This is a genomic window from Enterobacter sp. N18-03635, from assembly GCF_004006055.1.
Classification (GTDB): domain Bacteria; phylum Pseudomonadota; class Gammaproteobacteria; order Enterobacterales; family Enterobacteriaceae; genus Enterobacter; species Enterobacter vonholyi.
In genome coordinates this window covers 3,756,363-3,782,024 of sequence record NZ_CP034769.1, presented here as the reverse complement: position 1 = coordinate 3,782,024, position 25,662 = coordinate 3,756,363, and the positions used below count along the sequence as shown (strand labels likewise).

The window sequence follows — 25,662 nt, the reverse complement described above, 5'->3', positions numbered from 1 at the left end:
GAACCAACATGTCTGAACAACAAGCACAGGGCGCTGACGCGGTAGTCGATCTTAACAACGAACTGAAAACCCGCCGCGAGAAGCTGGCAGCGCTGCGCGAGCAGGGCGTGCCGTTCCCGAACGATTTTCGTCGTGACCACACCTCAGACCAACTGCACGCTGACTTCGACGCGAAAGAGAACGAAGAGCTGGAAGCGCTGAACGTTGAAGTGGCCGTTGCAGGCCGCATGATGACCCGTCGTATCATGGGTAAAGCCTCCTTCGTGACCCTGCAGGACGTTGGCGGCCGCATTCAGCTGTACGTTTCCCGTGACGATCTTCCGGAAGGCATCTACAACGAGCAGTTCAAGAAGTGGGACCTGGGAGATATCCTGGGCGCGAAAGGTAAACTGTTCAAAACCAAGACCGGTGAACTTTCTATCCACTGCACCGAGCTGCGTCTGCTGACCAAAGCCCTGCGCCCGCTGCCGGACAAATTCCACGGCCTGCAGGATCAGGAAGCGCGCTATCGTCAGCGCTACCTGGATCTCATCTCTAACGATGAATCCCGCAAGACCTTTAAAATTCGCTCCCAGATCATGGCCGGTATCCGCCAGTTCATGGTCAACCGCGACTTTATGGAAGTGGAAACCCCGATGATGCAGGTGATCCCTGGCGGCGCGTCTGCGCGTCCGTTCATCACCCATCACAACGCCCTGGACCTGGACATGTACCTGCGTATCGCGCCGGAACTGTACCTGAAGCGCCTGGTGGTCGGTGGTTTTGACCGCGTGTTCGAGATCAACCGTAACTTCCGTAACGAAGGTATCTCCGTTCGTCATAACCCAGAGTTCACCATGATGGAACTCTACATGGCGTATGCGGATTACAAAGATCTGATCGAGCTGACCGAATCTCTGTTCCGTACCCTTGCGCAGGATATTCTGGGCACCACGCAGGTCCCTTACGGTGAAGAAGTCTTCGACTTCGGCAAGCCGTTCGAAAAACTGACCATGCGCGAAGCGATCAAGAAGTACCGTCCGGAAACCAACATGGCGGATCTGGATAACTTCGATTCTGCGAAAGCGATCGCCGAAAGCATCGGTATCAAGGTTGAGAAGAGCTGGGGTCTGGGCCGTATCGTGACCGAGATCTTCGAAGAAGTGGCCGAAGCGCACCTGATTCAGCCGACCTTCATTACCGAGTACCCGGCTGAAGTCTCTCCGCTGGCGCGTCGTAATGACCAGAACCCTGAAATCACTGACCGCTTCGAATTCTTCATCGGCGGCCGTGAAATCGGCAACGGCTTTAGCGAGCTGAACGATGCGGAAGACCAGGCTCAGCGCTTCCAGGATCAGGTTGACGCGAAGGCGGCAGGCGACGACGAAGCGATGTTCTTCGACGAAGACTACGTGACCGCGCTGGAGCACGGCCTGCCACCAACGGCGGGTCTGGGGATTGGTATCGACCGTATGGTGATGCTGTTCACCAACAGCCACACCATCCGTGACGTGATCCTGTTCCCGGCGATGCGCCCGGTGAAGTAAGGCGTTAAGATGTAAAAAAAGCCCCGAAAGGGGCTTTTTTATTGCGCCGCGAAGGCTTTGAGTTTTTCGCGGGCGGTTGTCGCTTCCATGACCATCCACGGGCTAAAGGCCCAGGGCGTCGCGTCCAGCGCGCGGAATAACGCCTCCAGCTCAACCCACTGATAGTCCATCACTTCATCTTCGTTTATCGTCACGTCATTGGTGATGCGGGCGGCGAATACCGGGCAAATTTCATTTTCCACGATCCCGGACGGGTCGGTTTCCCGATAGCGAAATTCAGGGGCGACGGCGGTGATATCGGTCAGTTCAGCACCCACTTCAAAGCGGCAGCGGCGGATTATCGCCTGGACAGTCTCTTCGCCCGACTGCGGGTGGCCGCAAACGGAGTTGGTCCAGACGCCGGGCCAGGCTTTTTTGCTTAAGGCTCGTCGGGTGATCAGACATTCGCCTTTTGCGTTAAAAAGCCAGGAAGAGAATGCCAGATGCAGCGGGGTATGTAACGTGTGCGCGGCATATTTTTCCTGAGTGCCAATCACCATTCCCTGGTCGTTTACCAAAATAACGTGTTCTTGAATACTCATTGATGCTCCAGTGCCAAAATGCCGAGTGGTTCAGCACCATCAGCCGAAGCATTATACTGCATTCTTATACGAACGGTTTGGCTCGTAGAGCGGAAAAGGGCATGACCCTTATTCGTTTTGGCTGTTATCATAGTGCGCCATTCACGCTGACCGAGGATCTGTTTTGTTTGCAGGAAGCCTGACGAGAAACCCCATTACCGCAATTTTTTGCCTGACGCTGACGCTATTACTGGCGGGCTGTTCAGGGAGCAAATCTTCGGATACGGGAAGCTATTCCGGTTCGGTCTACACCGTTAAGCGCGGGGACACCCTGTACCGGATTTCGCGCGCAACGGGAACCAGCGTGAAGGATCTGGCGCGGCTGAATAATCTTTCGCCGCCTTACACCATCGAGGTAGGGCAGCAGCTGAAGGTTAGCGGCGGATCGTCCTCGGGCAAAAAATCCTCTTCGAAAGGCAAAACCGCTAAAGTAACGCCGTCCTATCAGGTGCCACAATCGTCATGGCCGCCGGTTGGACAGCGCTGCTGGATTTGGCCTGCCAGCGGTAAAGTGGTCGCCCCTTATTCACTCTCGGAAGGTGGCAACAAGGGTATTGATATCGCCGCTGCGCGCGGTACGCCGGTTTATGCCTCCGGGGCCGGGAAGGTGGTTTACGTCGGTAACCAGCTGCGCGGCTACGGTAACCTGATCATGATTAAGCATGGCGAAGACTACATCACGGCCTATGCGCACAACGACACGATGCTGGTCAACAACGGGCAGAACGTCAAAGCAGGGCAGAAGATTGCCACCATGGGCAGCACCGGTACGGATTCAGTGAAGCTGCATTTCCAGATCCGCTATAAGGCGACGGCCATCGATCCGCAGCGCTATCTGCCTGCGCCCGGCAGTAAGCCGAAGTGCTAAGTGATTATTTAATCGCCGTTTAGTTGTGAAGAGGCTTGTATGAAGGTGCGTAAGGTCTATAATGCCATACGCACCTCAAAGCGGGCGTAGTTCAATGGTAGAACGAGAGCTTCCCAAGCTCTATACGAGGGTTCGATTCCCTTCGCCCGCTCCAGATCTCTCCCCTTGTTGCAAAACACCGCCAGCTACTGGCTTAATGTGTTTCGCTATCAACAACTTACATAACATAAGTTGTCTGTGATCGTTCTACCATTGAACGACGAAGTACCAACGGGGATTACACTGTTAGTTGTCACGGATAGTTACTATGGAAATGAGAGTATAACTATTCGGCGGCGGCAGTTCCAACCTCACACCGCGATAGCACAACGTGAAGGCAAAGCCTGATCCGGGCATTGATTCTCATAACCTTACAGTGAAGCGCATTTTTTGCCGATGCTCCCACATGCTACACGTCGCGATGACGTTGCAGGGAATAAACAGGTTTTATGGTGGTCACGGTACTTGCACACCACATGCAAGCTCTGCCAGCGGTTCGGCCTCGCTCCTTCGGGTACATGGTCATCCTGATAAACTTCACTGTCTGACATACCCTGATGTTGTCGCCTGACGGCTCCGCGCGTTGTCTTACCACCAACGGGCATTAGGCTTGTATTGTCTAAAATCAGGGAGAAGGGGAAAGGCTGGATTTCTCCAGCCTTTGACGGTCATCTCACTTTCTTGAAGATGATCAGGATCAACACGGTAGAAATGATGTAACCGAAGAGAGAAACATCAATTAGTCTGTCGTAATACTGTTCAAAATCAGCCACCACAGCATAACAGGCTTCAATAGTGATCGTTTTTTCATTGAGTATGTCAGTGTATTTTCTCGTTATCCCATAATCTAATACATTGACCAAAATGGATGCTATGTAGAGGAAAGAGATCGTGATTATGCTCCCCCATCGGATGAAACATTTTGTTCTACTCGTCAAGGTCATATGAACCACCCAAGAATCCACCAACCGTACCGCCAGAATAACCAGAAGCCGAACCTAATGTAGAGGCTCCCGCAGCAAGGTTTTTCTCCATAGCATTTTCTTCACCAAGAGTGTAATTATCTATGTTTGGATACTGCTCTTTAAATTCATTGGTAACTTCAGTTACTTGCATTGAGTTTAGGCTGCTGCTCTTGCGCATAAGATAATTTTGCAGAGATAAAGGCACTGCAAAATCTTCCACGCCTTCAATCGGTAATTGCGTTGTAGTCGATGTGTAGCTTGTTTCGAAAATGTTTGAGCCAGATTTACGAATTACCTGAACAGTGTGAGTTGTACAGTTGCTACCAGTAAGATCATAGACGTCAATTACTCTTCCCCTGCGTTTGGTTCTTTCACCCATTTTCTCAGTAGGGATTGGCTTTGCTCCTGAGTTCCAAAGGTTTTCAAACAATGAACGTGTCTCCACTATGGATGCATCATCAATTTTGAATACCCGAGCATTAACTTTGTAAAGTTCTTCACGGTAGTAGCTACGAGCATCGTCACCGGTAAAGAAGTTAAGTATTCCATCGCCTGTAAAGTTAGCTGGTCCTCTTCGACCAAAGCGCCCGTAGGTGTAAACGTAGATCGAGTTATTTTCATGCACCGAAACGAAAGCGTGTCCTGCATCGGTGATTTCTGTCCAGATGTAAACGCCGTTCAATAGCTGGTTATCTTCTGGCTTGCAGGTGCCAGCAAAGCTGTTTTGCTTCTTCGCTACCTGTGCGTGCTGCACTGGCTCTCCAGGCGCTATAGCCCAGGAAGGGATATTAACCTCAACTGTGCCAGGCGCGATAAGAAAATTAGTACCCTGTGGACAACCGCAGAGGATTTCCGCACCATCCACGGCGACTGCGGCGCTATTGGAGCAGCGAGGATCTCCGCTCACAATTACCCCCACTTTCCCGCATTTCGGGCAAGGAGTGGTCTTATCGCCGATGTAGAGTTTCCACAAGCCCATAACAGACATACCGGGGCGGGCGGCAATACATTGTGCGCCTGTAGAGGTTTTATCTCCGTGCAGACCAACGTTCTTACCGTGAACCGTGCAACCCCTGTTAACCGATGCCATAGTGACCACCTTATTTCAGAAAGTTTTCTGGCAACGATTCCCCTGCTCGGACTACTCTTCTTCCGGCATTCTGTGGGCTACTGATAATTTCGTCGCCGTTGTCGAGTAAGCTACCGACAAGAGCGGCGGAGTTACCAGAGGTATAGCCTACTTCAGTGCTGATTTTCGCGGTGGTTCCATCTGGATAACGAACTTCATCACCCACAAGAGATACATTTAGGCGTGTTCCGTCTTCAATTTCGATCTGCTGCCCGTTGTATTCACTAATAACCGCTCCCCCGTTGCGGGTTAAGCTACCCTCTGTAGCAATCAGATAAGCGGCTGTAACTGGGTGAGCGAGGTTGTAGGCGTTTCTTTCAGCGATCAGATTACGGGCTTCTTCGTTCATTTCCGCGAGCTGTTCAGCTGTGAATGGTGACTGGTCAAATGCTGCCAGCATTTCGGCGGTGAGTTCATTGGTGTATTGCTTCATAAGTCCCTCTACTTGCTATGGAAATAATTTCAGTGGCTATTTTACAAGCAATGACCACATGAGCAACAAGTGTTAGACTTAAGCGAAATTATGTTTCGTAGCAACCAGTAAAGGGGGTTACTCCTCCTCAAAGGTCATTGTGTAGCGGCATTACTGCGACGGTCTGATCGTCACTATCTCCGTATAATTGGCGTTACTGTATACGCAAATCTTCGCGTTGCCTGTCTCCTCTTCATCACTGAGAATCAGGGTTATCTGTCCGGCATTCGCCAGGGCTGGTAATAGCGCCACTATCAGCACAATCAAGTGTTTCATATCGATCACCATTCTAAAGAAAACTCCTCTGTTAAATCGTCCTGCACGTCCTGACCGTACCCGATGTAATACATGGTTGAGCGCGGATCTGTCTGTCCCAGGAAATGGGCGATAGTTTCAATAGCCACTCCATTTTCGAATAGGATTCGCCCCCGACTTTTTCGCGGCGTATGGCAGCCCACGTTAGAGAATCCGGCTCTACGTCCCATCTTCCCAAATTCAGTGAATACCGTGTTACGGGTTACGGCGTTGCCTTTGCTACGGAGATCGCCCTTGCTAAAGATGAAATCCGTCTTCACTGGTATATCGGCTTGCTCTGCCTTGCGTTGTGTGAATCGCCACGGATAATCTAGACACTTCTGAGCCGTTGATAATATAGGTTTTCATATTCAGCCGGTGGCATCTGCTCGCTCGAACCATGCCGACGCTTACTGTTATAAAACATTTCGATGTAATCAAAAATATCGCTTCTGGCTTCGTCTCTCGTTCCGTAGATCCTTTTCTTAATCCGTTCGCGTTTCAGTAGCTGGAAAAAGCTTTCCGCAACCGCGTTGTCGTGGCAGTTACCGCGACGACTCATGCTGCCTTCCAGACCGTGTGATTTCAGGAACGACTGCCACTCATGGCTCGTGTACTGACTGCCCTGATCAAAGTGAACCAGTACCTGCTCTTGAGGATTACGCCTCCACTCCGCCATAAGTAATGCGTTCAGAACAATCTCTTTTGTCATGCGGGGTTGCATTGACCAGCCGATAACTTTTCGGGAGAACAGGTCAACCTCCACGGCCAGATACAGCCAGCCTTCGTGGGTTCGGATGTAGGTTACGTCCGTCGCCCAACGTTCATCCGGTGAGGCCGGATTGAACTGCCGCTGGAGCCTGTTGGGTGTCACGATGCTGGCTTCGTCTTTACGTGCGCGTGTGGGCTATGGTACCCAACCTGAGCTTTTATTTCGGCACGCTTCATCAGTCGCCGGACCTGGTTCACTCCACACTGCTGTCCGATATCACGAAGATCGAGATGGATCTTGCGATAACCATAGACGCAGCCAGACTCAAGCGAGGACTGTTTGATCTGCCCGGTCAGCATCTGGTCTGTCTGGTGACGCTGTGAATGTGGCTGCTGAAGCCAGAAATAAAACCACTCGGATGGACATTCAGAACCCGACAGGGCAAACGAACAGGCCCGCAACGGCTGTTGTCGCGGATAAAGGCATACCTCAGTCGGACTGCTTTGCGAAGTACGTCGCGGCTTTTTTTAATATGTCCCGTTCGTCCTTAATCCGCTTCAGCTCTTTCTGGAGACGGCGGACCTCGGCCTGAGCATCTGACTGTTCTTTATTAATGGAAGAATCCGGACCGTACTTCTTTATCCAGGCGTAAAGGCTGTGGGTGGTGATATCAAGACGTGTTGCAACGCTGGAAACAAAATGACCAAGATCAACAACCTGTTTGACTGCTTCAATTTTAAACTCTTCAGGATAACGCTTACCGCTCATGGGCATTTCTCTTTAAGTCATCTTAAATGGCTCTGAGGTGTCTGTTAAACCCGTGGCGATTCACAAAGACCTGCCACCATCTTTCGTTACGACTTTATATCCGTTAGCAAAAGCGAGAATAGGGAGAAGACACAGTACAGCCAATACTATTTTTTTCATTCTCTGACTTACCTCATTTCTTCTCACAGTTGCGCATCTTATAGAAGAACCCTGTATTTGCATCTTCCACAATGAACCTATCGCCAAAGGTTGGACGGCGAATGAAGGTCACGCCACCTTTTTCGGCTTTTTGTTTTAATCCATCATCAGTGTTTTCCAGTTCAGGGGAATACAACTGATCACCATTGGGCATTTGGACGATGAAGTTATTTTCATTATCAAGAACAGTCGAGGCTCTCGACAGAATTTTGGTAGCTGTGCCTTGGCTGGATATGCGAATGTCACAAATATATTTTCCAGGCCCCTGATCTTCTTCTGCGAGTACAGGTAAGGAGAATAACGAAAGCGCGATTATGAGAGCTTTTTTCATGGGAGGCCTTAGGATGTTAACAAAAGTAACATTTTACAGAGGGAATGGATAAGAGCAAATAAGGCGTTATGAATGGGGGAGATCTCAAACCGAAAAAGTCAATCTTACAAAAACTTGGGGCGGTCTATTCCGTAAAAAGGAAGGGGCATGAAGCCCCTTCGTCAACATTAACCAGCGTGACGGTAAGATTCACGCACACCATCACGATAACCATCAGCGAACGCTGCTTGAGGACTTTTGTGACGAACGGTTCCCGCTTGGCTATCAGGTAAGGCGGCTAAGTCTACCCAAACTTGCCCTGTGCGAGCCAAGCCTGCACGGTAACCCTGATCGTAAGCGCAGCCGCAACATTTATGGCGACCTTCACCACCTTGATCGTGAGGTAAGCTGATGAAAAGAGTATTGTAACGGTGTGATTGTTTACAAATAGTCATGCAATGCTCCTTATGAGCGTCATTTTATGGTTTACATGATCCTCTTTGCCTGGCACAATCAAGCCGTGAAAAATGAAGGCAAGGCTAAGATTCGTACGAGTTTGGCGACTCGTATTGGTCATGCTTTGTAAGCCGGGTTCATGCAAATGAATCCGGTTTTTTTACGCCTAAAATTCAGGCGCAGCACTACATGTGGGGGTGGTCAATCAATAGCGGCCCCACATAGTCGATATTTTAGAGATGATTCTTTTGTGCACAAGGGTTTATTTTGACGTTAAGTTAAAGCTGTGAAAGGGTAAAAAAGGCTAAGTCCTCGTACCGTAAGGCCTGGAAGACATGTCAATAATTAAGAAAAAAAATTCAAAATTTGATCGAGTGCTGATTTCTTCAACATGATTTTGAGTATGTGGATTCATGTTACTGGTAACTATGAGAAAAACACACGATTGAGTATTCGTCTCTGGTGCTTAAAATAATCAGGCTCGGAACTGTTGGTGATCTGCTAGACCACCAGCCCAGACCCTCCGCAAAAAACCAGAATGTTCACAAAATATCCTACAGCCGACACTCCCAACAATGCATTTGACTACTTCATCCCATAGGCCATCACAACAGGGAAAACTTGCCACAATAGAGCATTTCGCTGTTCGTTTTTTGGTCTATTTAACATAACGGTTCATTATAAGTACTTGACTGGAATTGTCAGGTATTGCTTTTCGGAGTGTTGATGCGAAGCGGGGTACACAACAGCTATTTCATCAACAAAAGGAAAGCATTCGGGAGGATTTGAAGTGAGTTCTCTTGTTCAAGGATTTTGGATGAGTTTGGCTGCTCACCACACAATTTCAGGTTTCAGGCCTTTGAAGTTACCAGCTCATCAAATGTCATAAAAGCACATTTTTGTATTCGCCAGCAGACACAGGGCTACTACGGCGACGTTAACACAACGGGCTGAAAGTCTGCCATCACCTGGTGATATTCACCGAGCCAGGCCGCCACTGTTTCGTACCCATTGCCCACAACAATGTAAACAGCCAACCCACCAATCCATCCTGCGCTTCACCAGATGCCCGTAGCGTCAGTGCATCGGGTGAGAATATCACCCAGAATGGTAAGAGCGTTGTTGAACAGAGCGGGATATTCGCAGGCAAGGGCGCTTTGCTGTCACCACCGGAAATCATACCCAGCTTGACGGCGCGGTGATTGCATCCACGGCGTCTGCAGATAAAAATAGCCTCGACACGGGTACGCTGGGTTTCAGTAATCTCCACAACGAGAGCCAGACCAGCGGCAACGGCTACACGGTGGCGCTTTCCGGCAGCGGAAACGGTGAAAACCGCAACCTGGCTCCTGCCATCGGTACGGGCCAGTCAGAAGAGAGCCACACCGGCACGACCTCATCAGCGGTGAGTGGCGGTAGCATTGTCATTCGCAACCCGGCGGGACAGAAACAGGATATTGCTGACCTGAGTCGTGATACGGCTGGCGCCCACCACGGCGTGGACGTGAGCGGTGATGTGCAAAAGGTCAGGGATAACCTTGCGGTCCAGAGCGAAGGCGCGGCGCTGGCCACCTCTGCGCTGGATGCTTACGGCAAGTATGCTGAGCAGAAAGCGCGGGAATCCAATGCGGCGCTGGGCGCGAAGCTGGCATCTGAAGGAAAACTGCAGGGTGATACCCCGCAGGAGCAGGAAGCGTTCCTGAAGACGCAGCCCGGATATCAGAATACCGAGTACGGTCCGGGGAGTGCCTTCTGGATGAAGGGCAGCGCAGCGGCGGGATTACTGGCAGGTGCGCTTGGCGGTAACCTGAAGGCAGGCGCGGCACCCCTTCTGGCGACCCTGGTCAAGGAGCAGAAAGACCCGACAGCCCGTGCCGCGCTGCACGGTATTGTGGCGGCGGCGCTGACGCAGCTGAGTGGCGGGAGCAGTGCGGATGGCCTGAAGGCCGGTGCCATTGGAGCCATTACGGCCTCGGCGATGACCGACCATCTGGTCAGTGCGCTGTATGGAGATAAAAAATCCAGTGACCTGACGCCAGAGGAAAAACGGCTGGTCAGTAGCCTCGTGAGTATCGCGGGTGGGCTGGCAGGCGCTGCGGTGACGGATGGCAGCGTCTCCATGGCGGCGACGGCGTCAGAAACGGCGAAGGTGGAGGTTGAGAATAACTCGCTGGGTGTCGTTATACAGGGCGGTAAACTGGCTGCACAGGGATGTCTGAAAATTTCTGCTTGCCGTGATCGCTTGGTTGCCAGTGGTCTGGGTGCTTTACTGGGGATTGGTGCATCCACATCAGCAATGGATACATTGTCACAAGATGAGCAGTTGCATCTGATCTATGTGGCCTCGCTCAATGATCCTTCCCAGCTCAGTCAGTTAAATGATGCTCAGAAAGCGGCCTATGAGTCCCTGACAGGTAAGACAATCACCAGTACTGGTGGTACGCAGGTCATCAACCCGGGACCATCAAATACTGGTGGAGACCAGACTGTAACCGGAAATACGCCCTCCAACACAGGGAATAATAGTGTAGCAACCGGAGGGATAAATCATACTGGTAATACCAACGGTGATGGAGCGTCAAACAATAATGGCTGGACGACAACTACGCCTGTTCCGGATTCTCCTTCACTGGATGATCTTTTCTATCAGAACGAGAAGATCCCCGGCCTTGAAAATGTTCGCCCTGAAAATCCCGGTTATCCAGCCAATCAGAGTGTTATTGAAAAAATGAACGAACCTAAGTTTATTGCCTGGATAGGCAATACAGATTGTACGGATTGCTCAGATATCGCACCTAAGCTTCTCGATGCAGCTGGCGGGCACGGGAAAATTATTGAAGCAAGGCCGACGACTCCGTACAACTTAAATGTGTATGAAAATGGAAAAATTGTACATGAACAAGCTTTCCATCAGGTTTATACCGATGGTCAGTATGTTTACGATCCAAGAGTGTCCTTAAAACTGATTCCTAAAGGAGATTGGGAAAAACATATCAAATCTATAAATCAGGGAAGTGTTACGATCTCTGATGAATTACAGGGGTTAAAATAATGTTTCCGATAGGTAAGAAAGAAACAATCTTGTTGGACTTCATTGGTTCTCTTGGAAAACTGGAGTGGTTACATTATCAGAGCCGTATTGAAGATGAATGGATAAATGATCATTTTGAAAAAATTGATCGCTCTAAGTGCCCTCCTTATACCAGTTTTCGTTTTGAAAAAGAGGTTCCAGAAGTTATCACCTTACTGGAAGATGCGATTCAATCATATAAAGGTAAAGTTGAGTGGTGTATGACCCATCATCCGAAAGAGTATGGTACTGGTGTTAATCATCGTATTTTGCCTACATTTGTTAAAAATCTCAGAGCGAGTGAAGGTATGGAAGATGTTAACGAGTATATTGAAAACCATTATCCTGATTTTGGCCAAATCGCCTATGAAGATCTTGTTGGACTGACGGAGCATGTTCAATTAGTTTTCAAAAATGCTGGATATGGCGCATAAATTTTCTTTATATGCTCTGTAATAATATTTTGATATGGAGTCTTAAACCGTTATACGTACGGACGGAAAAAAGTGTCAGGTGGCTATTTTAGTCAGAATGCCTTAACAATAATGGCTAGCGCCATCTATCCTGGCATCTGCGCATTTCTTTGTTTTGTAGACCCGGTAAGCGAATCGCTACCGGGCCATGGCAGATTAATTATTGACTCATCACCCTTTCGGGAACACCCAAACATGCTTCTCAGGCAGCGAAAGATGGCAGTGCTGCGGATCCCGAACCTCATGCCCATACGCACGAATGACAAAATCATCTCCCACCGTGCGGAACAGGTATTCCCAGCGGTCGCCGAGATACATGCTGGTAAGCAGCGGCAGCTCAAGCTGATTTTCCCCTGGCCCCTCGACTACCGCCACGCGCTCGACGCGGATCACCGCCGTGGCTTCATCACCGCTCTGCACCCCTTCACCGGCCTGACCCCACAGCACCCAGCCTTTTCCTTCGATACGCGCTCTGCCGTCGCGCACTTCGGTGACTTTGCCGTGCAGGCGGTTGTTGCTGCCCATAAACTCGGCGGTAAACAGCGTTTTCGGCGAGCCGTACATCTCCTGCGGCGTGCCCTGTTGCTCAATTTTGCCGTTGTTGAGCAGCAGGATGCGGTCGGATATGGACATCGCTTCGTTCTGGTCGTGCGTCACCATCAGCGCGGATAGCCCGAGCTTGATAATCAGCTCGCGCAGGAACACGCGGGCCTCTTCGCGCAGCTTGGCGTCGAGGTTAGAGAGCGGCTCGTCCAGCAAAATTACTGGCGGGTTGTACACCAGCGCACGGCCGATCGCCACGCGCTGCTGCTGCCCACCGGAGAGCTGGTGCGGGTGCCGTTTGCCAAGATGGCCCAGGCCAAGCTGGTCCAGCACGTCCTGCACGCGCTGCTGGATCTCTTTGGCCGGGACTTTGCGCAGCTTGAGCGGATAGGCCACGTTCTCAAACACGGTTTTGTGTGGCCACAGGGCATAGGACTGGAACACCAGCCCCAGGTTACGCTCTTCCGCCGGGACCTCGCTGCGCGGCGTGCCGTCGTAAACTTTATTGTTGCCAATCACAATCGACCCCTGGGTCGGTTTTTCCAGACCCGCGACGGCGCGGAGCAGGGTGGTTTTGCCGCTGCCGGAGGGGCCTAACAGGGAGACCACTTCGCCGCGCTTCAGGTTCATGGAGACACCTTTTAAAACAGGATTGTCGCCGTAGGTTAAGTGCAGATCGTCAACCGCTAATTCAATCATGTATTTTCACTCCGAAACGAAGGGCAATGCCCAGACCTACCACGACCAGCAGGATGTTAATGAAAGAGAGCGCCGCCACGATATCAATGGCACCCGCGGCCCAGAGGGAAACCAGCATCGATCCGATGGTCTCCGTGCCGGGTGAAAGCAGGTACACACCCGTTGAGTATTCGCGTTCAAAGATCAGGAACATCAGCAGCCACGAACCGATAAGACCGTAGCGGGAGAGCGGAATGGTGACGTGGCGGGTGATCTGCCCGCGCGTCGCCCCGGTGCTGCGCGCCGCTTCTTCAAGCTCCGGCCCCACCTGCAGCAGAGTGGAAGAGATAAGCCTCAGCCCGTAAGCCATCCACACCACGGTATAGGCCAGCCAGACGCTGAAAATGGTGCTGCGCAGCGAACGCAGCCAGACGATGACGTTTTCACGCATCCAGTCGGTCCAGGCAAACCCGGAAAGCCAGCCGGATTTCAGCGAGTTATCCAGCCACATCGGCAGGAACAGGAACACCCACAGGAACGCCAGACCCGCCAGCAGGCCAGGCACGGCGCGCGGCACCAGCACGCTGTAGTCCAGGAAAAGCGTGGTGTTGTCCGGCTTACGGTGCATGGCAATGCCGACAAACAGGTAGCACACCACGGCCAGCGCGCCGCCAATCACGCCAATCGCCATGGAGTTGACGATGGCGCGCAGCAGGTTGGGCTGCGCCCAGATGGTGCGGAAGGTGTTCAGAGAAAGCTCGTCCCACAGCGAAACGCCAACGCCCCAGTTTGAGATAAACGCGCGCAGCACCACGCCGAGCAGCGGAACGCCGATGGTGACGGTGAGCCAGAAGGCAATCACCGCGCCAGCCACCCAGCGCCATTTACCCAGCGGCAGCGCGCGGGCCTGCGAGGCCTTGCCCTTCATGGTGACGAAGCGGTTGGCGGTGCGCATCAGGCGACGCTGGAGCATCACCAGCGGGATGGTGATGCAGATCAGGACCACGGCAACCGCCGCCATCAGGTTATAGGATGGGGTGCCCATCTTGTTCGTCAGCTTATAGAGATAGGTCGCCAGCACCATATTGCCTTCCGGGTCGCCGAGTACCAGCATCAGGCCGAACACCTCCAGCCCCAGGAAGAACAGCAGCACGGTGGCGTACAGAATGGACGGGCGCACCATCGGCAGGCTGACGGAGGTCATTACCTGCCAGGGCGACGCGCCCGCGGTGCGCGCGGCTTCTTCCACGTCGGAGCCCACGCTGCGCAGCGCAGACGAGATATACAGATAGGCGTGCGGGACGTGCGTCAGGCCGGCGATGACCACAATGCTCGACATGTCGTAGATGTTCCACGGCACAAAGCCAATCAGCGCCTGAGCCCACTGGGAGAGAAAGCCCACCGGACCGGCGGCCACCACGTAGCCGAAGCCCAGCACCATCGGTGAAACGAAAATCGGGACCAGGATCAGCGGCTCAATCAACCGGCGACCGGGCAGGTCGGTGCGTACCATCAGAAACGCCAGCACGCCACCCAGCGGAATGGAGATAAAGACCAGCCCGAAAGCAAGAATAAAGCCGCTTTTCAGGGCCTTATAAAAATCAGGGTCGGTGAAAATAAATTCAAATGATTCAAAGCTCCACTCTTTTGACGGCGAAAAGAACGGGGCGGACAGGAAGCTCTGTATCACGATAAACGACAGCGGCGTGTAGATAACCAGGGCGGTTATCAGCACGACGATGCCTCGCGGCAGGCTTTGCCACTTTCTGCGTAGTGTATTCATGGGGTATCCCTGGTGTTGCAGCCCAGAAAAACGAACTCAGTCGATAAGGGAGCGCGGCGGCCTGCGCCGCACTCAGACGCTTATTTACCGGCGGCGGTACGCCACTCTTTGATGTACTCCAGGCGTTTTTTCGGCTGCAGGTATTCCAGCAGCGTTTCATCAACCGGAATTGGCTTCAGCGCGTTGCCGAGGATTTTGGTCAGGCCGTCGATATCATTTTTCCCTTCGATATCGTTACGAATGGAGGGGATGTCCGCCTGATTGGCCAGAATGTTTTGCCCTTGTTCAGACAGCACGTAGTCCAGCCACAGCTTCGCGGCATTGCTGTTTTGCGATTGCTGGCTGATGAACGATACGCGCGACAGCACCAGGGTGTAATCTTTTGGATAGGCAATGCCGAGCGAAGGATCGTTCTTCGCACGCGCTTCCGCGTAGGAACCGAGGATGTTGAAGCCGATCAGGTTTTCACCGGAGGAGACGCGCTCCATCATGGTGCCGGTAGACGACTGCACCGATAAGCCACCTTTGGCGACGTCGGCCAGGGTTTTGAAGTAATTAGGATCGGCGTTGTGATCCTGCACCGAAAGCATAAAGCCCAGACCCGATTTTTCGATGTCGTAGGTGGTGACTTTGCCCTTGAATTTGTCCGTCTGGCTGGCAATCAGCTTCGCCAGTGCGGCGTGAGAGTCCGGCACGTCGCCGGCCGGGATCAGACGCTTGTTGTAGATAAAGACCACCGGCTCATAGGTAGTGCCGTATGCCTTATCCTTCCAGACCGCCCATTTCGGCAGCTGGCTTTGCTCCGGCGATTTATACTCCATGGCGTAGTCGGTGGCGAGCTTCAGGCCGGTGTCCATCGAGGAGCTCCAGACCACGTCGCCGCTCACGCCGCCGGAGGCCTGTTCGCTGATGAAACGGTTGTACAGCTCGGTGCTGTTCATGTCGTTGTATTCGACTTTAATGCCCGGATAGGTTTTTTCGAAGCCCTGGATCAGCGGTCCGGCAGCTTTGATGTCGGTGGTGGAGTAAATAACAACCTTGCCCTCTTTCGTTGCGGCATCAACCACTTTTTGATACTCAGCAGGATAGCCCTGCGGCAGGGCAGACAGTGCAGAAGCAGAGAACAGTACGGTAGCGGTAAGCAGAGAAATTCGGAACGTGTTCGACATTATAGTTAACCTTTTAGTTACATTTGAGGAACTAATTGTCAACATAGCGTAAAGCGCGCCTCCGACAATAGGGAGGCGAGGGCAATGATTCCGAAGTGTGATTGTCGCCGTCGTTTCAGCAATTAACACCATAAAATCCGCGAACGTTAGCTTACGAACGGTTCTGGATTACGGTTTATCGGGGGCTTTGCGGTATAACCGGCGAGGATGACCAATATTGCCATACAGCATTTCGACGCTGATTAACCCGCTCTCCACGCAGTATTCAAGGTAGCGGCGCCCCGTGGTTTTGCTGATCCCTACGTTTTCCACCACCTCTTCAACCGACATCGCGCTGTCGGGATGCTCGGCGAACAGGCGTTTAATCCGCTCCAGCGTCTGGGGTTCAATGCCCTTTGTGGACGGCGTAACGGAGGCTTCCGCGGCGGGCAGATGAAACAGGCGATCCAGCGCATGCTGGTCGACCACCTTCACCTGCTGCACGGTGTGGATGAAGCGCATAAACCGCTCCAGCGAGGCGTGCAGGCGCTGGAAAAAGACGGGCTTGATGAGGTAGTCAAACGCGCCGCTGCGCATGGCGTGGCTGCAGGTCTGCATATCGCTGGCGGCAGTGATGAAGATCACCGAGCACTCATAGCTTTTCAGCAGCGGATTATCGATGAGCTCCACGCCTTTACCGTCCGGGAGATAGTTGTCCAGCAGGATAAGCCGCGGCTGATGCTGACGAATCAGGCGGCATGCCTGCTCAATCGACGCGGCGATGCCCACCACGCGCAAATGAAAATTTTGCTCGATATACTCGCGATGCAGCTCCGCCAGGTGCGGCTCATCTTCAACGATCACAACATCAAGTGCTCGGGTCATGCTTTTGCCCATTCGGAATAAACACAGAAAAAATAGTCCCTTGTGGCGTGTTGTCGGCAATCTCAATAGTGCCGCCAGCCTTGTCGATATATCCTGCCACCAGATACAGGCCAATACCGTGCTCGGTGCCCACAATGTCGTTTTCGCTGTCCGGCTTGCTGCTGAATCCCTGGCGGAAAATATGCGGCTTCATCGCATCCTCCACCCCGCAGCCCCTGTCGGCCACCTCGATCAGCAGCTCCTGGTTACGGTCTGAAATGTAAAGCTCTACCGGCGCGTGGACCGGTGCTTTAAGGGTTGCGTCCACCGCGTTGTCCAGCAGATTTCCAATAACCGACATCAGCTCCGTTTCGTTGAGCGTGGCGGGCATGCGGGTGAGCTGGCAGGCGGGATCAAACAGCAGCTCGATGCCTTTTTCGCGCGCGCTAACGTATTTTCCTAACAGCAGCCCACATAGCGCGGGAGAGGAAAAACGGGCGGAGACAAAGTCCAGCACCCGCTGCGCACCTTCGGACTGCACCTGAATGTAGCGAATCGCCTCGTCATAGTGTTTCATCTGCAGCAAGCCCACCAGCGTGGCGGTCCAGTTCAGCTGCTCGTGGCGCATAATGCGCAGGTTATCCGCATAGCGCTTGATCTGACTGAGCTGGCTGCTGAGGGTGTTGATGTCATTTTTGTCGCGAAAGCTGTAGACCCAGCCGCTTTCAACGCCCGGTTCGACCTCAATCGCCACGCGGTTGACGATCACCTCGCGCTGGTTCAGCACCGCAATCTGGTCGTGGCTGCCAGCGCTGACCGAGGCGTAGCGCTGGGATAAAAAGCCCGGCGACGTCTGCAGAACGTCTTCCAGCGGTTTACCGATAAGGTCTTTCTCACTTTGCCGAATATCCAGCATTTCTCGTGCGGCGCGGTTAATTAAAATCAGCTGCTTCTCTTCATTGACGGCAAATACCCCCTCATACATGGCTTCTAATAGCGCGCGCTGCTGCAAAACCAGCTGAGCGATATCTTTCGGCTCCAGTCGGAACATCTGTTTTTTGAGATTGCGGGTAAACAGCCAGGAGAACATAAACAGCAGCAGCAGAAGAGCCGCGCCGTACAGCCCGGACTGCCAGAGAATACGGGCGTTAATATTGGCAATATAGGAGGTCAGATAGCCGACCGAGACAATACCGATCACCTGATGCTGCGCATTGAAGATGGGGGCTTTGCTGCGTAGCGACACGCCAATCCCACCCTGACGCACGGAAATAATGGTTTTACCCTTTAACACCTCCGCATTATCCCCGCCGATCATCGGTAAATTAATACGCTCCGGGGATTCCGAATGATAGAGGTGCTGTTCCTCGGTATCGCCAATCACAATATAGCTGGCATCGCTTTCGGCGCGCAGCGGCTGAATTAACCGGGCGATGCCGGGGATATCTCTGGCCGCGACCATGGCCGCCAGACCCGGCATCAGCGCGATCTGGCTGGCCTGAACCCGGGCGCGCTGGCCGAGATCGTGATGGAGCTGCCGGTCAATAAAATGAAACAGGATCGTTCCCAGCAGAACTAACAGCAGGCAGGAGAAGCACACCAGCGCTAAAAATAGCTTTACCTGAAAAGAGAGTCTGCGTTTCATTCAACCTGCGGATGTTATGTAAAAGTGACATTTGCCGAGCCTGACATGGGCAAATAGCGGACGCAATCTGGCAAGAAAAGAGTTGTGACCTGGCTTTTCGTTTTCGGCGTTATAGCCAGCAGGATCCCGTCAGGCTATTCTTCATTCAGCACGATAATAATTACAGAGGCAATGTCATGGATAAAGAGCTACTGGATGCGGGTTACCGGGCCTATACCGGCGAGAAAATTGACGTTTACTTCAACACCGGGATCTGCAAACACTCCGGTAACTGCGTGCGTGGCAGCGCAAAGCTGTTTAATCTCAAACGTAAACCGTGGATCATTCCCGATGAAGTGGACGTTGAAACGGTTGTCCGCGTGATTGATACCTGCCCGAGCGGTGCGCTGAAGTATCGCCAAAAATAAGCGAGGAACCATGGAAATTCTGGAAGGCCATAACAAGTTTTACGTGAATGATGCGAACGGCAATCAGGTCGCGGAGATTGTCTTCGTACCGACCGGCGAGCACCTGAGCATTATCGAGCACACCGACGTGGATGAGAGCCTGAAAGGGCAGGGCGTCGGTAAACAGCTGGTGGCGAAAGTGGTGGAGAAGATGCGCGGTGAGAACCGTAAAATTATCCCGCTGTGCCCGTTCGCGAAGCATGAGTTTGATAAAACGCGGGAATATGACGATATTCGGGCGTAAATAACACCGGCGATGGCCGGTGTTTTTTTATCTTACCTGCTCAAACAGCAATATCATCGCAATCAGCACCATGATCCCTCCTGATGCCATGCTTACCAGACGCGCCGCCTGTGGCCGGGTCGCCAGTACCGCTTTCGAACCATACCCCACCAGCAGATAGACCAGCGTACAGGTGATAAGGTGCATCATCCCAAGCGTGGACATCTGCATTGCTATCGACCAGCTTCCGGTCGGGTCCGTAAACTGCGGAAGCAGGGCCAGGAACAGCAAAAACACTTTCGGGTTTAGGCCGCTAATGCAGAGCCCTTTCACCGCCCACTGTCGCCAGTTTCCCGCGTGGTGGCTCGCCTTTTCCGGGGCGGCAGGGTGACGCAACAGTCCGATGCCGAGCCACAGGAGATACGCGGCCCCCGCGAGGGTCAGCCCGGTTAACGCCAGCGGATGTTGAGCAATCACGACCCCCACGCCAGCCACGACAATGAGCGTGGCTAACAGATGCCCGGACATCAGCCCCAGCACCGCCGGTACCACGCGTCGTCCGTTAATCCCGGCGCTTATGGCGTAGGCCCAGTCGGCGCCTGGCGTCATGATGAGCAGAAACGAAACCACCCAAAAGCCGGCCACAATACTCATTTCCATCGTTCTGAAAACTCCCGCAGTGCGTTAAACGTTGCGAAAAAGAATATCGTTAACCCTGCGAAATAGGCTTTCAATGTTATGCTCATAACACGGTGAAATTGAGAAAATCTTCCACATGGATAGCATCGATCGAAAAATTCTTGCGGAGCTACAGTCTGATGGCCGCTTATCCCTTACCGAGCTCGCTGAGCGTGTGAATCTGAGCCTATCGCCGTGCCATCGTCGCGTGCGGGCGCTGGAGCAAAGCGGGGCGATAACGGGATACCGTGCCAGCCTCGACCCCGCCAAAATGGGATTCAACTTCCTGGCAATAGTGTTTGCGACGCTAAAGGAGGGGGACCGAAAGGCGGTTAGCGCGTTTGAAGCGGCGGTGGAGGAGATCCCGCAGATCGTGCTGGCGCAGCGTCTGTTTGGCGATCCCGATTACCTGATGCACGTCGTGACCCGCGACCTCTCCGCTTTCCAGAAGCTCTACGACGAGAAGCTCTCCGCCATGCCCGGCGTGCAGCATCTTCGCTCAACGCTTGTCATGAAAACGGTGGTGCAGGACAGGCCTTTTCCGCTGGAATTAGCTGGGCGAGACTGAGAGGCATGCCCGGCAGTACGCCGGGCATCAAAGGGGGGTTAGCCGACAAACATCACCGACACGCACAGCACTCCGACGATTAGCGTCAGCAGGTTGCCAATGGAACGGTACGGTTTCAGGGAGGGGATTAGATACGTCGACAGCGTCGGCATGATAAACAGGATCATGGCGATAAGCGGGCCGCTGATGGCGTAAATCATCGAAATGGCGTTCGGGTTAATGCAGCAGACGGCAAAGGTGATTAACGACACCCCCATAATGGAAATCGCGCGGTTAAAGGCGCGGCTCTTTTTCACCCCCACCTGACTGAGCGACGACTTCACGATCTCTGTCGCCCCTTCAATCACCCCAAAATAGGTGCCGAGGAACGATTTCGACATCGCAATTATCGCCACGACAATCCCGGAGATGCCCAGCCACGCCGGTGAAGAGGGCATCATCGACAGCGCGGACAGGATCGTCACCCCTTGCTCTTTGGCGGCCACAATGTACGACGGCGGAATAGAGAGCAGGCAGCTGAAGACAAAGAACAGCACGCTCAGGCAGATAATCAGGTACGCCACCTTCATGATCTTCTTACATTTATCCATGGCGCCATCGGCAAACTTCTCGCGACGGTCAACGGCAAACGTGGAGATAATCGGGGTATGGCTGAACGCAAATACCATCACCGGAATCGAAATCCAGACCTGGTGCAGCGTGTGGCGATCGACAGCCATCTGGCTGGTCAGCAGCGAGGGCTGCCAGCTGCCGATCAGATAGAGCGAGACAAACAGGAAATAGGCAATCAGCGGAAACACCAGGAAGCCCATCACTTTTATCGTGATATGCCGTCCCATCAGGAAGATCAGATTCAGGACCAGCACCACGCCCAGGCTGACCAGCACGCGAACGGCGGTATCAACCGTCAGGTGTTTTCCCAGCTGCTCGGTTAACGAGTTGGTGATGGCCACCGCATAAATCTGCACCACCACAAAGAAGGCGATGAAATAGAGCGTGGTGATCAGGTTGCCGATCTTCCGGCCGTAATAGTGCGAAACGGCGCCGGTGATCCCTTCGTTGCCTTTCGTTTTCGACGACAGAATAAATTGCGCCAGCGCTCTGTGCGGCCAGTAGGTTAAGGGGTAGGCCACGAGGGCGGTAATAAACAGGACAATTGCGCCTGCGGAGCCCAGCTGAATGGGCAGGAACAGCGTTCCTGCGCCCACGGCCGTGCCGTAGAGAGCGAAACTCCAGAGAGTCTCATCTTTTGACCAAATTTTCGACATTAGAGCAACGTATCAACTATCAAACCATCGGAATGGAGTGCAATTTACCATAGTTATGCACGGAGAGCGCAGTTGCTTCGAAGGCGTTTGGCCGGAACGGGCGTCCGGCCAGAAGGCGTTTAGCCTGCCAGGGCGCGCCGTTGCTGGCGGCGCTTAAGAAATTTATCGCGAAGGCAATCGTACGCCCAGTTATAGAACATGGTGTACGGCAGAAAGAACAGGAAGAAACCTATTTCCAGTGTGAATGCCTGCAGCAGAGTGACGCCCAGCACGGCGGCGACAATCGACACGCCAATCACAATAAACCCGCATTCGAACCCCAGCGCATGCAGCGCACGCACTTTTGCCGTACGTTTGACGCGCTGAACGGGCCAGAAACGGTCGAAGCCGAAGTTATAAATAATGTTCCACAGCATGGCGGTGGTCGCCAGAATAATGGTCAACCCACCCATTTCCACCACGGAACGCTGCATGAGCCACGCCGCCGTAGGGGCGAGGATCGCCGTCGCAATCCCTTCAAAACAGACAGCATGAAAGATCCGCTCCGGCAGTTTACGTTGGAGTGCATTCTGATGTTGCATAGCGATAGACCTCGTTAATTCGCCGGTATGGGCGGTGATGTGGCCTATTTTCATCGCTAAAGCTGATATATTAAAGATAGTATCCATCGCTAAAGCAGATAGGTTATGCGCTATTCACCCGAAGCCCTTACCGCGTTTGTTGAGACCGTTGCGGCTGGCTCTTTCTCTGCGGCCGCACGCCGGCTGCGTAAAAGCCAGTCGACGATCAGCACGTCCATTGCCAATCTTGAAGCCGATCTGGGCTTCGAGCTGTTTGACCGCTCTGCGCGCCAGCCGGTGTTGACGGCCCAGGGGGAACAGGTGCTGGGCTACGTGCAGGCGATTCTCGCCGCCAGCACGCGGCTGGATGAGCTGGCGGTGTCGCTATCGGCGCAAACGGAGGCGCGTCTGACGTTTGTCCTTTCCGATACCCTCAACCCGGACGTGCTGGAAGAGATGATGAAACAGTTTGACGCGCGCTTTCCCCATACGGAATTCGAATGTCTGATTGGCGAGGAGGAGGACGTGATCGATCTGCTGCAAAAGGAGCGCGCGCAGGTTGGCCTCACCGAAGCGCGAGACGGTTACCCTACGGATATCGGCGCCATCCGGCTGCCGATGCAGACCCGCATGGCGATCTATGTCGCCACCACGCATCCGCTGGCCGGACAGCATGACGTTCAGCGCGACGAGCTGCACGGCTGGCGAGAGCTGCGGCTGAGCACCTATCTTGAGCGCGAGGCGGAGATCGCGCGCGGGCCCGTCTGGTCAGCCCCGAATTACCTGTTACTCTTGAGTATGGCAGTACAGGGATTTGGCTGGTGCGTGTTGCCGTGCGCGCTGGTGGATGAATTTGCCGCCGCGAAATCCCTGGTACAGCTCAATGTCCCCGGCTGGCCGCGGGCGATCGGCATCGATCTGCTGTGGAATAAACGATCCCCTCCCGGCATTGCCGGAAGCTGGCTGCGGCAGTATCTGCAGGATGCGCGCTGATCCTTGTGATTAATCTCACTATTTTTAAACAATTAAGATAATTGCCAGTAACAATCCTCTACTATCGTCATGTCATTTAACACAGAGGTCGTGATGAAAGATGTCGTAATAGTGGGTGCGTTGCGTACAGCTATCGGCTGTTTTCAGGGATCGCTCGCGCGTCACTCGGCGGTTGACCTGGGCAGCGTGGTGGTGAAAGCGCTGGTGGAACGTAGCGGGATCGCAGCACATGAAGTTGATGAGGTGATCCTGGGACAGGTTCTCACGGCCGGTGCCGGGCAAAACCCTGCGCGTCAGGCGGCGCTGAAGGGCGGGCTGCCCAATACCGTCTCTGCCATCACCATCAACGACGTCTGTGGTTCAGGATTAAAAGCGCTGCATCTCGCGACGCAGGCCATTCAGTGTGGTGAGGCGGACGTGATCATTGCTGGCGGACAGGAGAATATGAGCCGCGCGCCGCACGTGTTGACCGACAGCCGGACCGGCGCACAGCTGGGCAACAGTCAGCTGCTCGACAGTCTGGTGCATGACGGCCTGTGGGACGCATTCAACGATTATCATATGGGCGTGACGGCGGAAAATCTGGCGCGCGAGTACGGTATCAGCCGTGAGGTGCAGGATGCCTATGCGCTGAGCTCGCAGCAAAAAGCGCGTGCGGCGATCGATTCCGGTCGTTTTCGCGACGAAATTGTCCCGGTCAGCACGCAGCGTCAGAGCGGCGAGCATGTCGTCGTAGATACCGATGAACAGCCGCGCACCGACGCCAGCGCTGAAGGCCTGGCCAGGCTGAACCCCGCGTTTGAAATGCAGGGCTCGGTGACGGCAGGAAATGCCTCTTCCATTAACGACGGCGCTGCCGCCGTTATGATGATGAGCGAAAGCAAAGCTCTTGAGCTCGATCTCCCCGTCCTGGCCCGCATTAAGGCGTTCGCCAGCGTGGGGGTTGATCCTGCGTTAATGGGGATCGCACCGGTCTACGCGACCCGCCGCTGTCTGGAGCGCGCGGGGTGGCAGCTTTCGGATGTGGATCTAATCGAAGTGAACGAAGCTTATGCCGCTCAGGCGATCTCTGTCGGAAAAATGCTGGAGTGGGATCCGCTGCGGGTCAACGTTAACGGTGGGGCGATCGCGCTGGGTCATCCTATCGGGGCGTCCGGCTGCCGGATCCTGGTTTCGCTGGTCCACGAAATGAAAAAGCGCAATGCCCGCAAAGGGATTGCCACGCTCTGTATCGGCGGCGGGCAAGGGGTGGCGCTGGCCATCGAACGCTAAACTCTTCTTATTAAAAAACCTCCTCCGGGAGGTTTTTTTTCGCGCCCTTTTTCTCCTGGCGGCTTAATTGTGAGCCGGACACCATTTCCGTTATAAACAAAAATAAAAATGAAACGTTGTTTTAAATATAATTGAAAAGGCCGCTTTATGCCGATAGTATGTGCTCATTATGAAAAACGGAACGCTGTTTCGTTTATTTCCGCCTTCGGGCATGACCACATCTGGAGGTTACCGTGGACGTCAGAGAAAGCATCCACAGCGCGCACGCCAAAACGCTGGATACTCAGGGGCTGCGCAATGCGTTTTTAGTCGAGCAGGTATTCGAGGCCGACAGGTACACCATGGTTTACAGCCATATCGACCGTATTATTGTGGGCGGAATTATGCCCGTCACGAAAACAGTCTCCGTTGGCGGCGAGGTCGGTAAACAGCTGGGCGTAAATTACTTCCTCGAACGTCGCGAGCTGGGTGTGATTAACATCGGCGGGCCGGGCACCATCACCGTAGACGGACAGTGCTATGAGATTGGCCATCGCGAGGCGCTGTACGTGGGTAAAGGGGCGAAAGACGTGGTCTTTGCCAGCATCGACGGCAGCAGGCCTGCGAAGTTTTACTACAACTGCGCGCCGGCTCACGCCACCTGTCCAACCAAAAAGGTGACCCCGGCAGACGTCGCACCCGTGACGCTGGGCGACAACCTCACCAGCAACCGCCGCACCATCAATAAGTACTTCGTGCCGGACGTGCTGGAGACGTGCCAGCTGAGTATGGGATTGACCGAGCTTGCGCCAGGCAACCTGTGGAACACCATGCCATGCCATACCCACGAGCGCCGCATGGAAGTCTACTTCTACTTCAATATGGATGAGGACGCCTGCGTGTTCCACATGATGGGACAGCCGCAGGAAACGCGCCATATCGTGATGCACAACGAGCAGGCGGTGATTTCACCGAGCTGGTCTATTCACTCCGGCGTTGGGACAAAAGCCTACACCTTTATCTGGGGAATGGTGGGCGAAAACCAGGTCTTTGATGATATGGACCATGTTGCGGTCAGCGATCTGCGGTAGTCGCAGGCAGTGAAGCATAAACC

Annotated in this window: 24 protein-coding genes, 1 tRNA gene and 2 pseudogenes; 11 read left to right on the top strand and 16 right to left on the bottom strand. The window is 53.5% G+C overall.

The annotated features are described in order from the left end of the window. Positions 1-8 precede the first annotated feature (8 nt). Positions 9-1,526: a lysine--tRNA ligase gene (lysS, locus tag ELK40_RS18790; RefSeq protein ID WP_021242046.1), complete on the top strand. Its 1,518-nt coding sequence runs from the start codon at positions 9-11 to the stop codon at positions 1,524-1,526. 38 nt (positions 1,527-1,564) lie between these two features. Here lysS and idi read toward each other — a convergent pair whose 3' ends face one another. Continuing rightward, positions 1,565-2,107, bottom strand: coding sequence for an isopentenyl-diphosphate Delta-isomerase (idi, locus tag ELK40_RS18785; protein ID WP_115876226.1), 543 nt, complete (start codon positions 2,105-2,107; stop codon positions 1,565-1,567). Between the two features lie 163 nt (positions 2,108-2,270). On the opposite strand from idi, the gene actS reads away from it, so the two are divergent. Together actS and ELK40_RS18775 are read left to right on the top strand one after the other, a co-directional pair. After that, complete coding sequence (gene actS, locus ELK40_RS18780; protein ID WP_115876225.1) at positions 2,271-3,014, top strand: amidase activator ActS; 744 nt, start codon at positions 2,271-2,273, stop codon at positions 3,012-3,014. A gap of 80 nt (positions 3,015-3,094) precedes the next feature. Then, positions 3,095-3,168: transfer RNA gene (locus ELK40_RS18775), tRNA-Gly, on the top strand. Between the two features lie 812 nt (positions 3,169-3,980). Here ELK40_RS18775 and ELK40_RS18770 read toward each other — a convergent pair. From ELK40_RS18770 to ELK40_RS18745, 7 genes and pseudogenes are all read right to left on the bottom strand, one after another. Further along, positions 3,981-5,108, bottom strand: a complete 1,128-nt coding sequence (locus ELK40_RS18770) for a PAAR domain-containing protein (protein ID WP_115876223.1) — start codon at positions 5,106-5,108, stop codon at positions 3,981-3,983. Positions 5,109-5,118: 10 nt separating this feature from the next. Continuing rightward, complete coding sequence (locus ELK40_RS18765; protein WP_181899770.1) at positions 5,119-5,580, bottom strand: hypothetical protein; 462 nt, start codon at positions 5,578-5,580, stop codon at positions 5,119-5,121. Between the two features lie 150 nt (positions 5,581-5,730). Then, positions 5,731-5,895 (bottom strand): hypothetical protein, encoded by a 165-nt coding sequence (locus ELK40_RS22750; RefSeq protein WP_164850608.1) that lies wholly within the window; start codon positions 5,893-5,895, stop codon positions 5,731-5,733. 5 nt (positions 5,896-5,900) lie between these two features. After that, positions 5,901-6,224: pseudogene (locus ELK40_RS18760) on the bottom strand (tyrosine-type recombinase/integrase); the annotation flags it as partial. Positions 6,225-6,244: 20 nt separating this feature from the next. Beyond that, positions 6,245-7,393: pseudogene (locus ELK40_RS18755) on the bottom strand (IS3 family transposase). A 172-nt stretch (positions 7,394-7,565) separates the two neighbouring features. After that, the gene (locus ELK40_RS18750; RefSeq protein WP_115876222.1) at positions 7,566-7,922 is read right to left on the bottom strand and encodes a hypothetical protein; all 357 of its coding nucleotides are present in this window, start codon (positions 7,920-7,922) and stop codon (positions 7,566-7,568) included. A 167-nt stretch (positions 7,923-8,089) separates the two neighbouring features. Then, positions 8,090-8,356: a hypothetical protein gene (locus ELK40_RS18745; RefSeq protein ID WP_061354404.1), complete on the bottom strand. Its 267-nt coding sequence runs from the start codon at positions 8,354-8,356 to the stop codon at positions 8,090-8,092. Between the two features lie 1,199 nt (positions 8,357-9,555). Here ELK40_RS18745 and ELK40_RS22935 point away from each other — a divergent pair. Beyond that, entirely contained in the window at positions 9,556-11,409 is a 1,854-nt protein-coding gene (locus ELK40_RS22935; RefSeq protein WP_244599393.1) for a VENN motif pre-toxin domain-containing protein, read from the top strand. Further along, a complete protein-coding gene (locus tag ELK40_RS18735) occupies positions 11,409-11,861 on the top strand; it encodes a hypothetical protein (RefSeq protein WP_115876221.1) in 453 nt (150 codons plus the stop codon). Before ELK40_RS22935 ends, ELK40_RS18735 begins: the two co-directional genes overlap by 1 nt. A gap of 210 nt (positions 11,862-12,071) precedes the next feature. On the opposite strand, the gene ELK40_RS18730 is transcribed toward ELK40_RS18735, so the two are convergent. The 5 genes from ELK40_RS18730 to ELK40_RS18710 form a co-directional block, all read right to left on the bottom strand. Further along, positions 12,072-13,142: an ABC transporter ATP-binding protein gene (locus tag ELK40_RS18730; RefSeq protein WP_023326018.1), complete on the bottom strand. Its 1,071-nt coding sequence runs from the start codon at positions 13,140-13,142 to the stop codon at positions 12,072-12,074. Beyond that, positions 13,135-14,904 carry an iron ABC transporter permease gene (locus ELK40_RS18725; RefSeq protein ID WP_115876220.1) on the bottom strand — a complete coding sequence of 590 codons (1,770 nt, stop codon included), beginning with the start codon at positions 14,902-14,904 and terminating at the stop codon, positions 13,135-13,137. Before ELK40_RS18725 ends, ELK40_RS18730 begins: the two co-directional genes overlap by 8 nt. A gap of 80 nt (positions 14,905-14,984) precedes the next feature. Then, positions 14,985-16,073, bottom strand: coding sequence for an ABC transporter substrate-binding protein (locus ELK40_RS18720; protein ID WP_127732238.1), 1,089 nt, complete (start codon positions 16,071-16,073; stop codon positions 14,985-14,987). Between the two features lie 168 nt (positions 16,074-16,241). Further along, positions 16,242-16,937 (bottom strand): response regulator, encoded by a 696-nt coding sequence (locus ELK40_RS18715; RefSeq protein ID WP_032638033.1) that lies wholly within the window; start codon positions 16,935-16,937, stop codon positions 16,242-16,244. Beyond that, on the bottom strand, positions 16,921-18,561 hold the full coding sequence (locus ELK40_RS18710) for a sensor histidine kinase (protein WP_115876219.1): 1,641 nt from the start codon (positions 18,559-18,561) through the stop codon (positions 16,921-16,923). Before ELK40_RS18710 ends, ELK40_RS18715 begins: the two co-directional genes overlap by 17 nt. 176 nt (positions 18,562-18,737) lie before the next feature. On the opposite strand from ELK40_RS18710, the gene yjdI reads away from it, so the two are divergent. Together yjdI and ELK40_RS18700 are read left to right on the top strand one after the other, a co-directional pair. Then, entirely contained in the window at positions 18,738-18,968 is a 231-nt protein-coding gene (gene yjdI, locus ELK40_RS18705; protein ID WP_008499689.1) for a 4Fe-4S mono-cluster protein YjdI, read from the top strand. Positions 18,969-18,978: 10 nt separating this feature from the next. Then, positions 18,979-19,251 carry a GNAT family N-acetyltransferase gene (locus ELK40_RS18700; protein ID WP_032664303.1) on the top strand — a complete coding sequence of 91 codons (273 nt, stop codon included), beginning with the start codon at positions 18,979-18,981 and terminating at the stop codon, positions 19,249-19,251. Between the two features lie 27 nt (positions 19,252-19,278). Here ELK40_RS18700 and ELK40_RS18695 read toward each other — a convergent pair whose 3' ends face one another. Continuing rightward, entirely contained in the window at positions 19,279-19,890 is a 612-nt protein-coding gene (locus tag ELK40_RS18695) for a LysE family translocator (protein ID WP_127732236.1), read from the bottom strand. Between the two features lie 115 nt (positions 19,891-20,005). On the opposite strand from ELK40_RS18695, the gene ELK40_RS18690 reads away from it, so the two are divergent. Further along, a complete protein-coding gene (locus ELK40_RS18690; RefSeq protein ID WP_127732234.1) occupies positions 20,006-20,476 on the top strand; it encodes an Lrp/AsnC family transcriptional regulator in 471 nt (156 codons plus the stop codon). Between the two features lie 38 nt (positions 20,477-20,514). On the opposite strand, the gene ELK40_RS18685 is transcribed toward ELK40_RS18690, so the two are convergent. Together ELK40_RS18685 and ELK40_RS18680 are read right to left on the bottom strand one after the other, a co-directional pair. Then, positions 20,515-21,744, bottom strand: a complete 1,230-nt coding sequence (locus ELK40_RS18685; protein WP_127732232.1) for an amino acid permease — start codon at positions 21,742-21,744, stop codon at positions 20,515-20,517. 119 nt (positions 21,745-21,863) lie between these two features. Further along, a complete protein-coding gene (locus ELK40_RS18680) occupies positions 21,864-22,325 on the bottom strand; it encodes a multidrug/biocide efflux PACE transporter (protein ID WP_127732230.1) in 462 nt (153 codons plus the stop codon). Positions 22,326-22,430: 105 nt separating this feature from the next. On the opposite strand from ELK40_RS18680, the gene ELK40_RS18675 reads away from it, so the two are divergent. The 3 genes from ELK40_RS18675 (at position 22,431) to kduI (ending at position 25,639) form a co-directional block, all read left to right on the top strand. After that, positions 22,431-23,297, top strand: a complete 867-nt coding sequence (locus ELK40_RS18675) for a LysR family transcriptional regulator (RefSeq protein ID WP_127732228.1) — start codon at positions 22,431-22,433, stop codon at positions 23,295-23,297. Between the two features lie 93 nt (positions 23,298-23,390). Beyond that, positions 23,391-24,569 (top strand): acetyl-CoA C-acetyltransferase, encoded by a 1,179-nt coding sequence (locus ELK40_RS18670; RefSeq protein WP_111966096.1) that lies wholly within the window; start codon positions 23,391-23,393, stop codon positions 24,567-24,569. Positions 24,570-24,802: 233 nt separating this feature from the next. Further along, a complete protein-coding gene (gene kduI, locus ELK40_RS18665) occupies positions 24,803-25,639 on the top strand; it encodes a 5-dehydro-4-deoxy-D-glucuronate isomerase (protein ID WP_111966095.1) in 837 nt (278 codons plus the stop codon). The last annotated feature ends 23 nt before the right edge of the window (positions 25,640-25,662 follow it).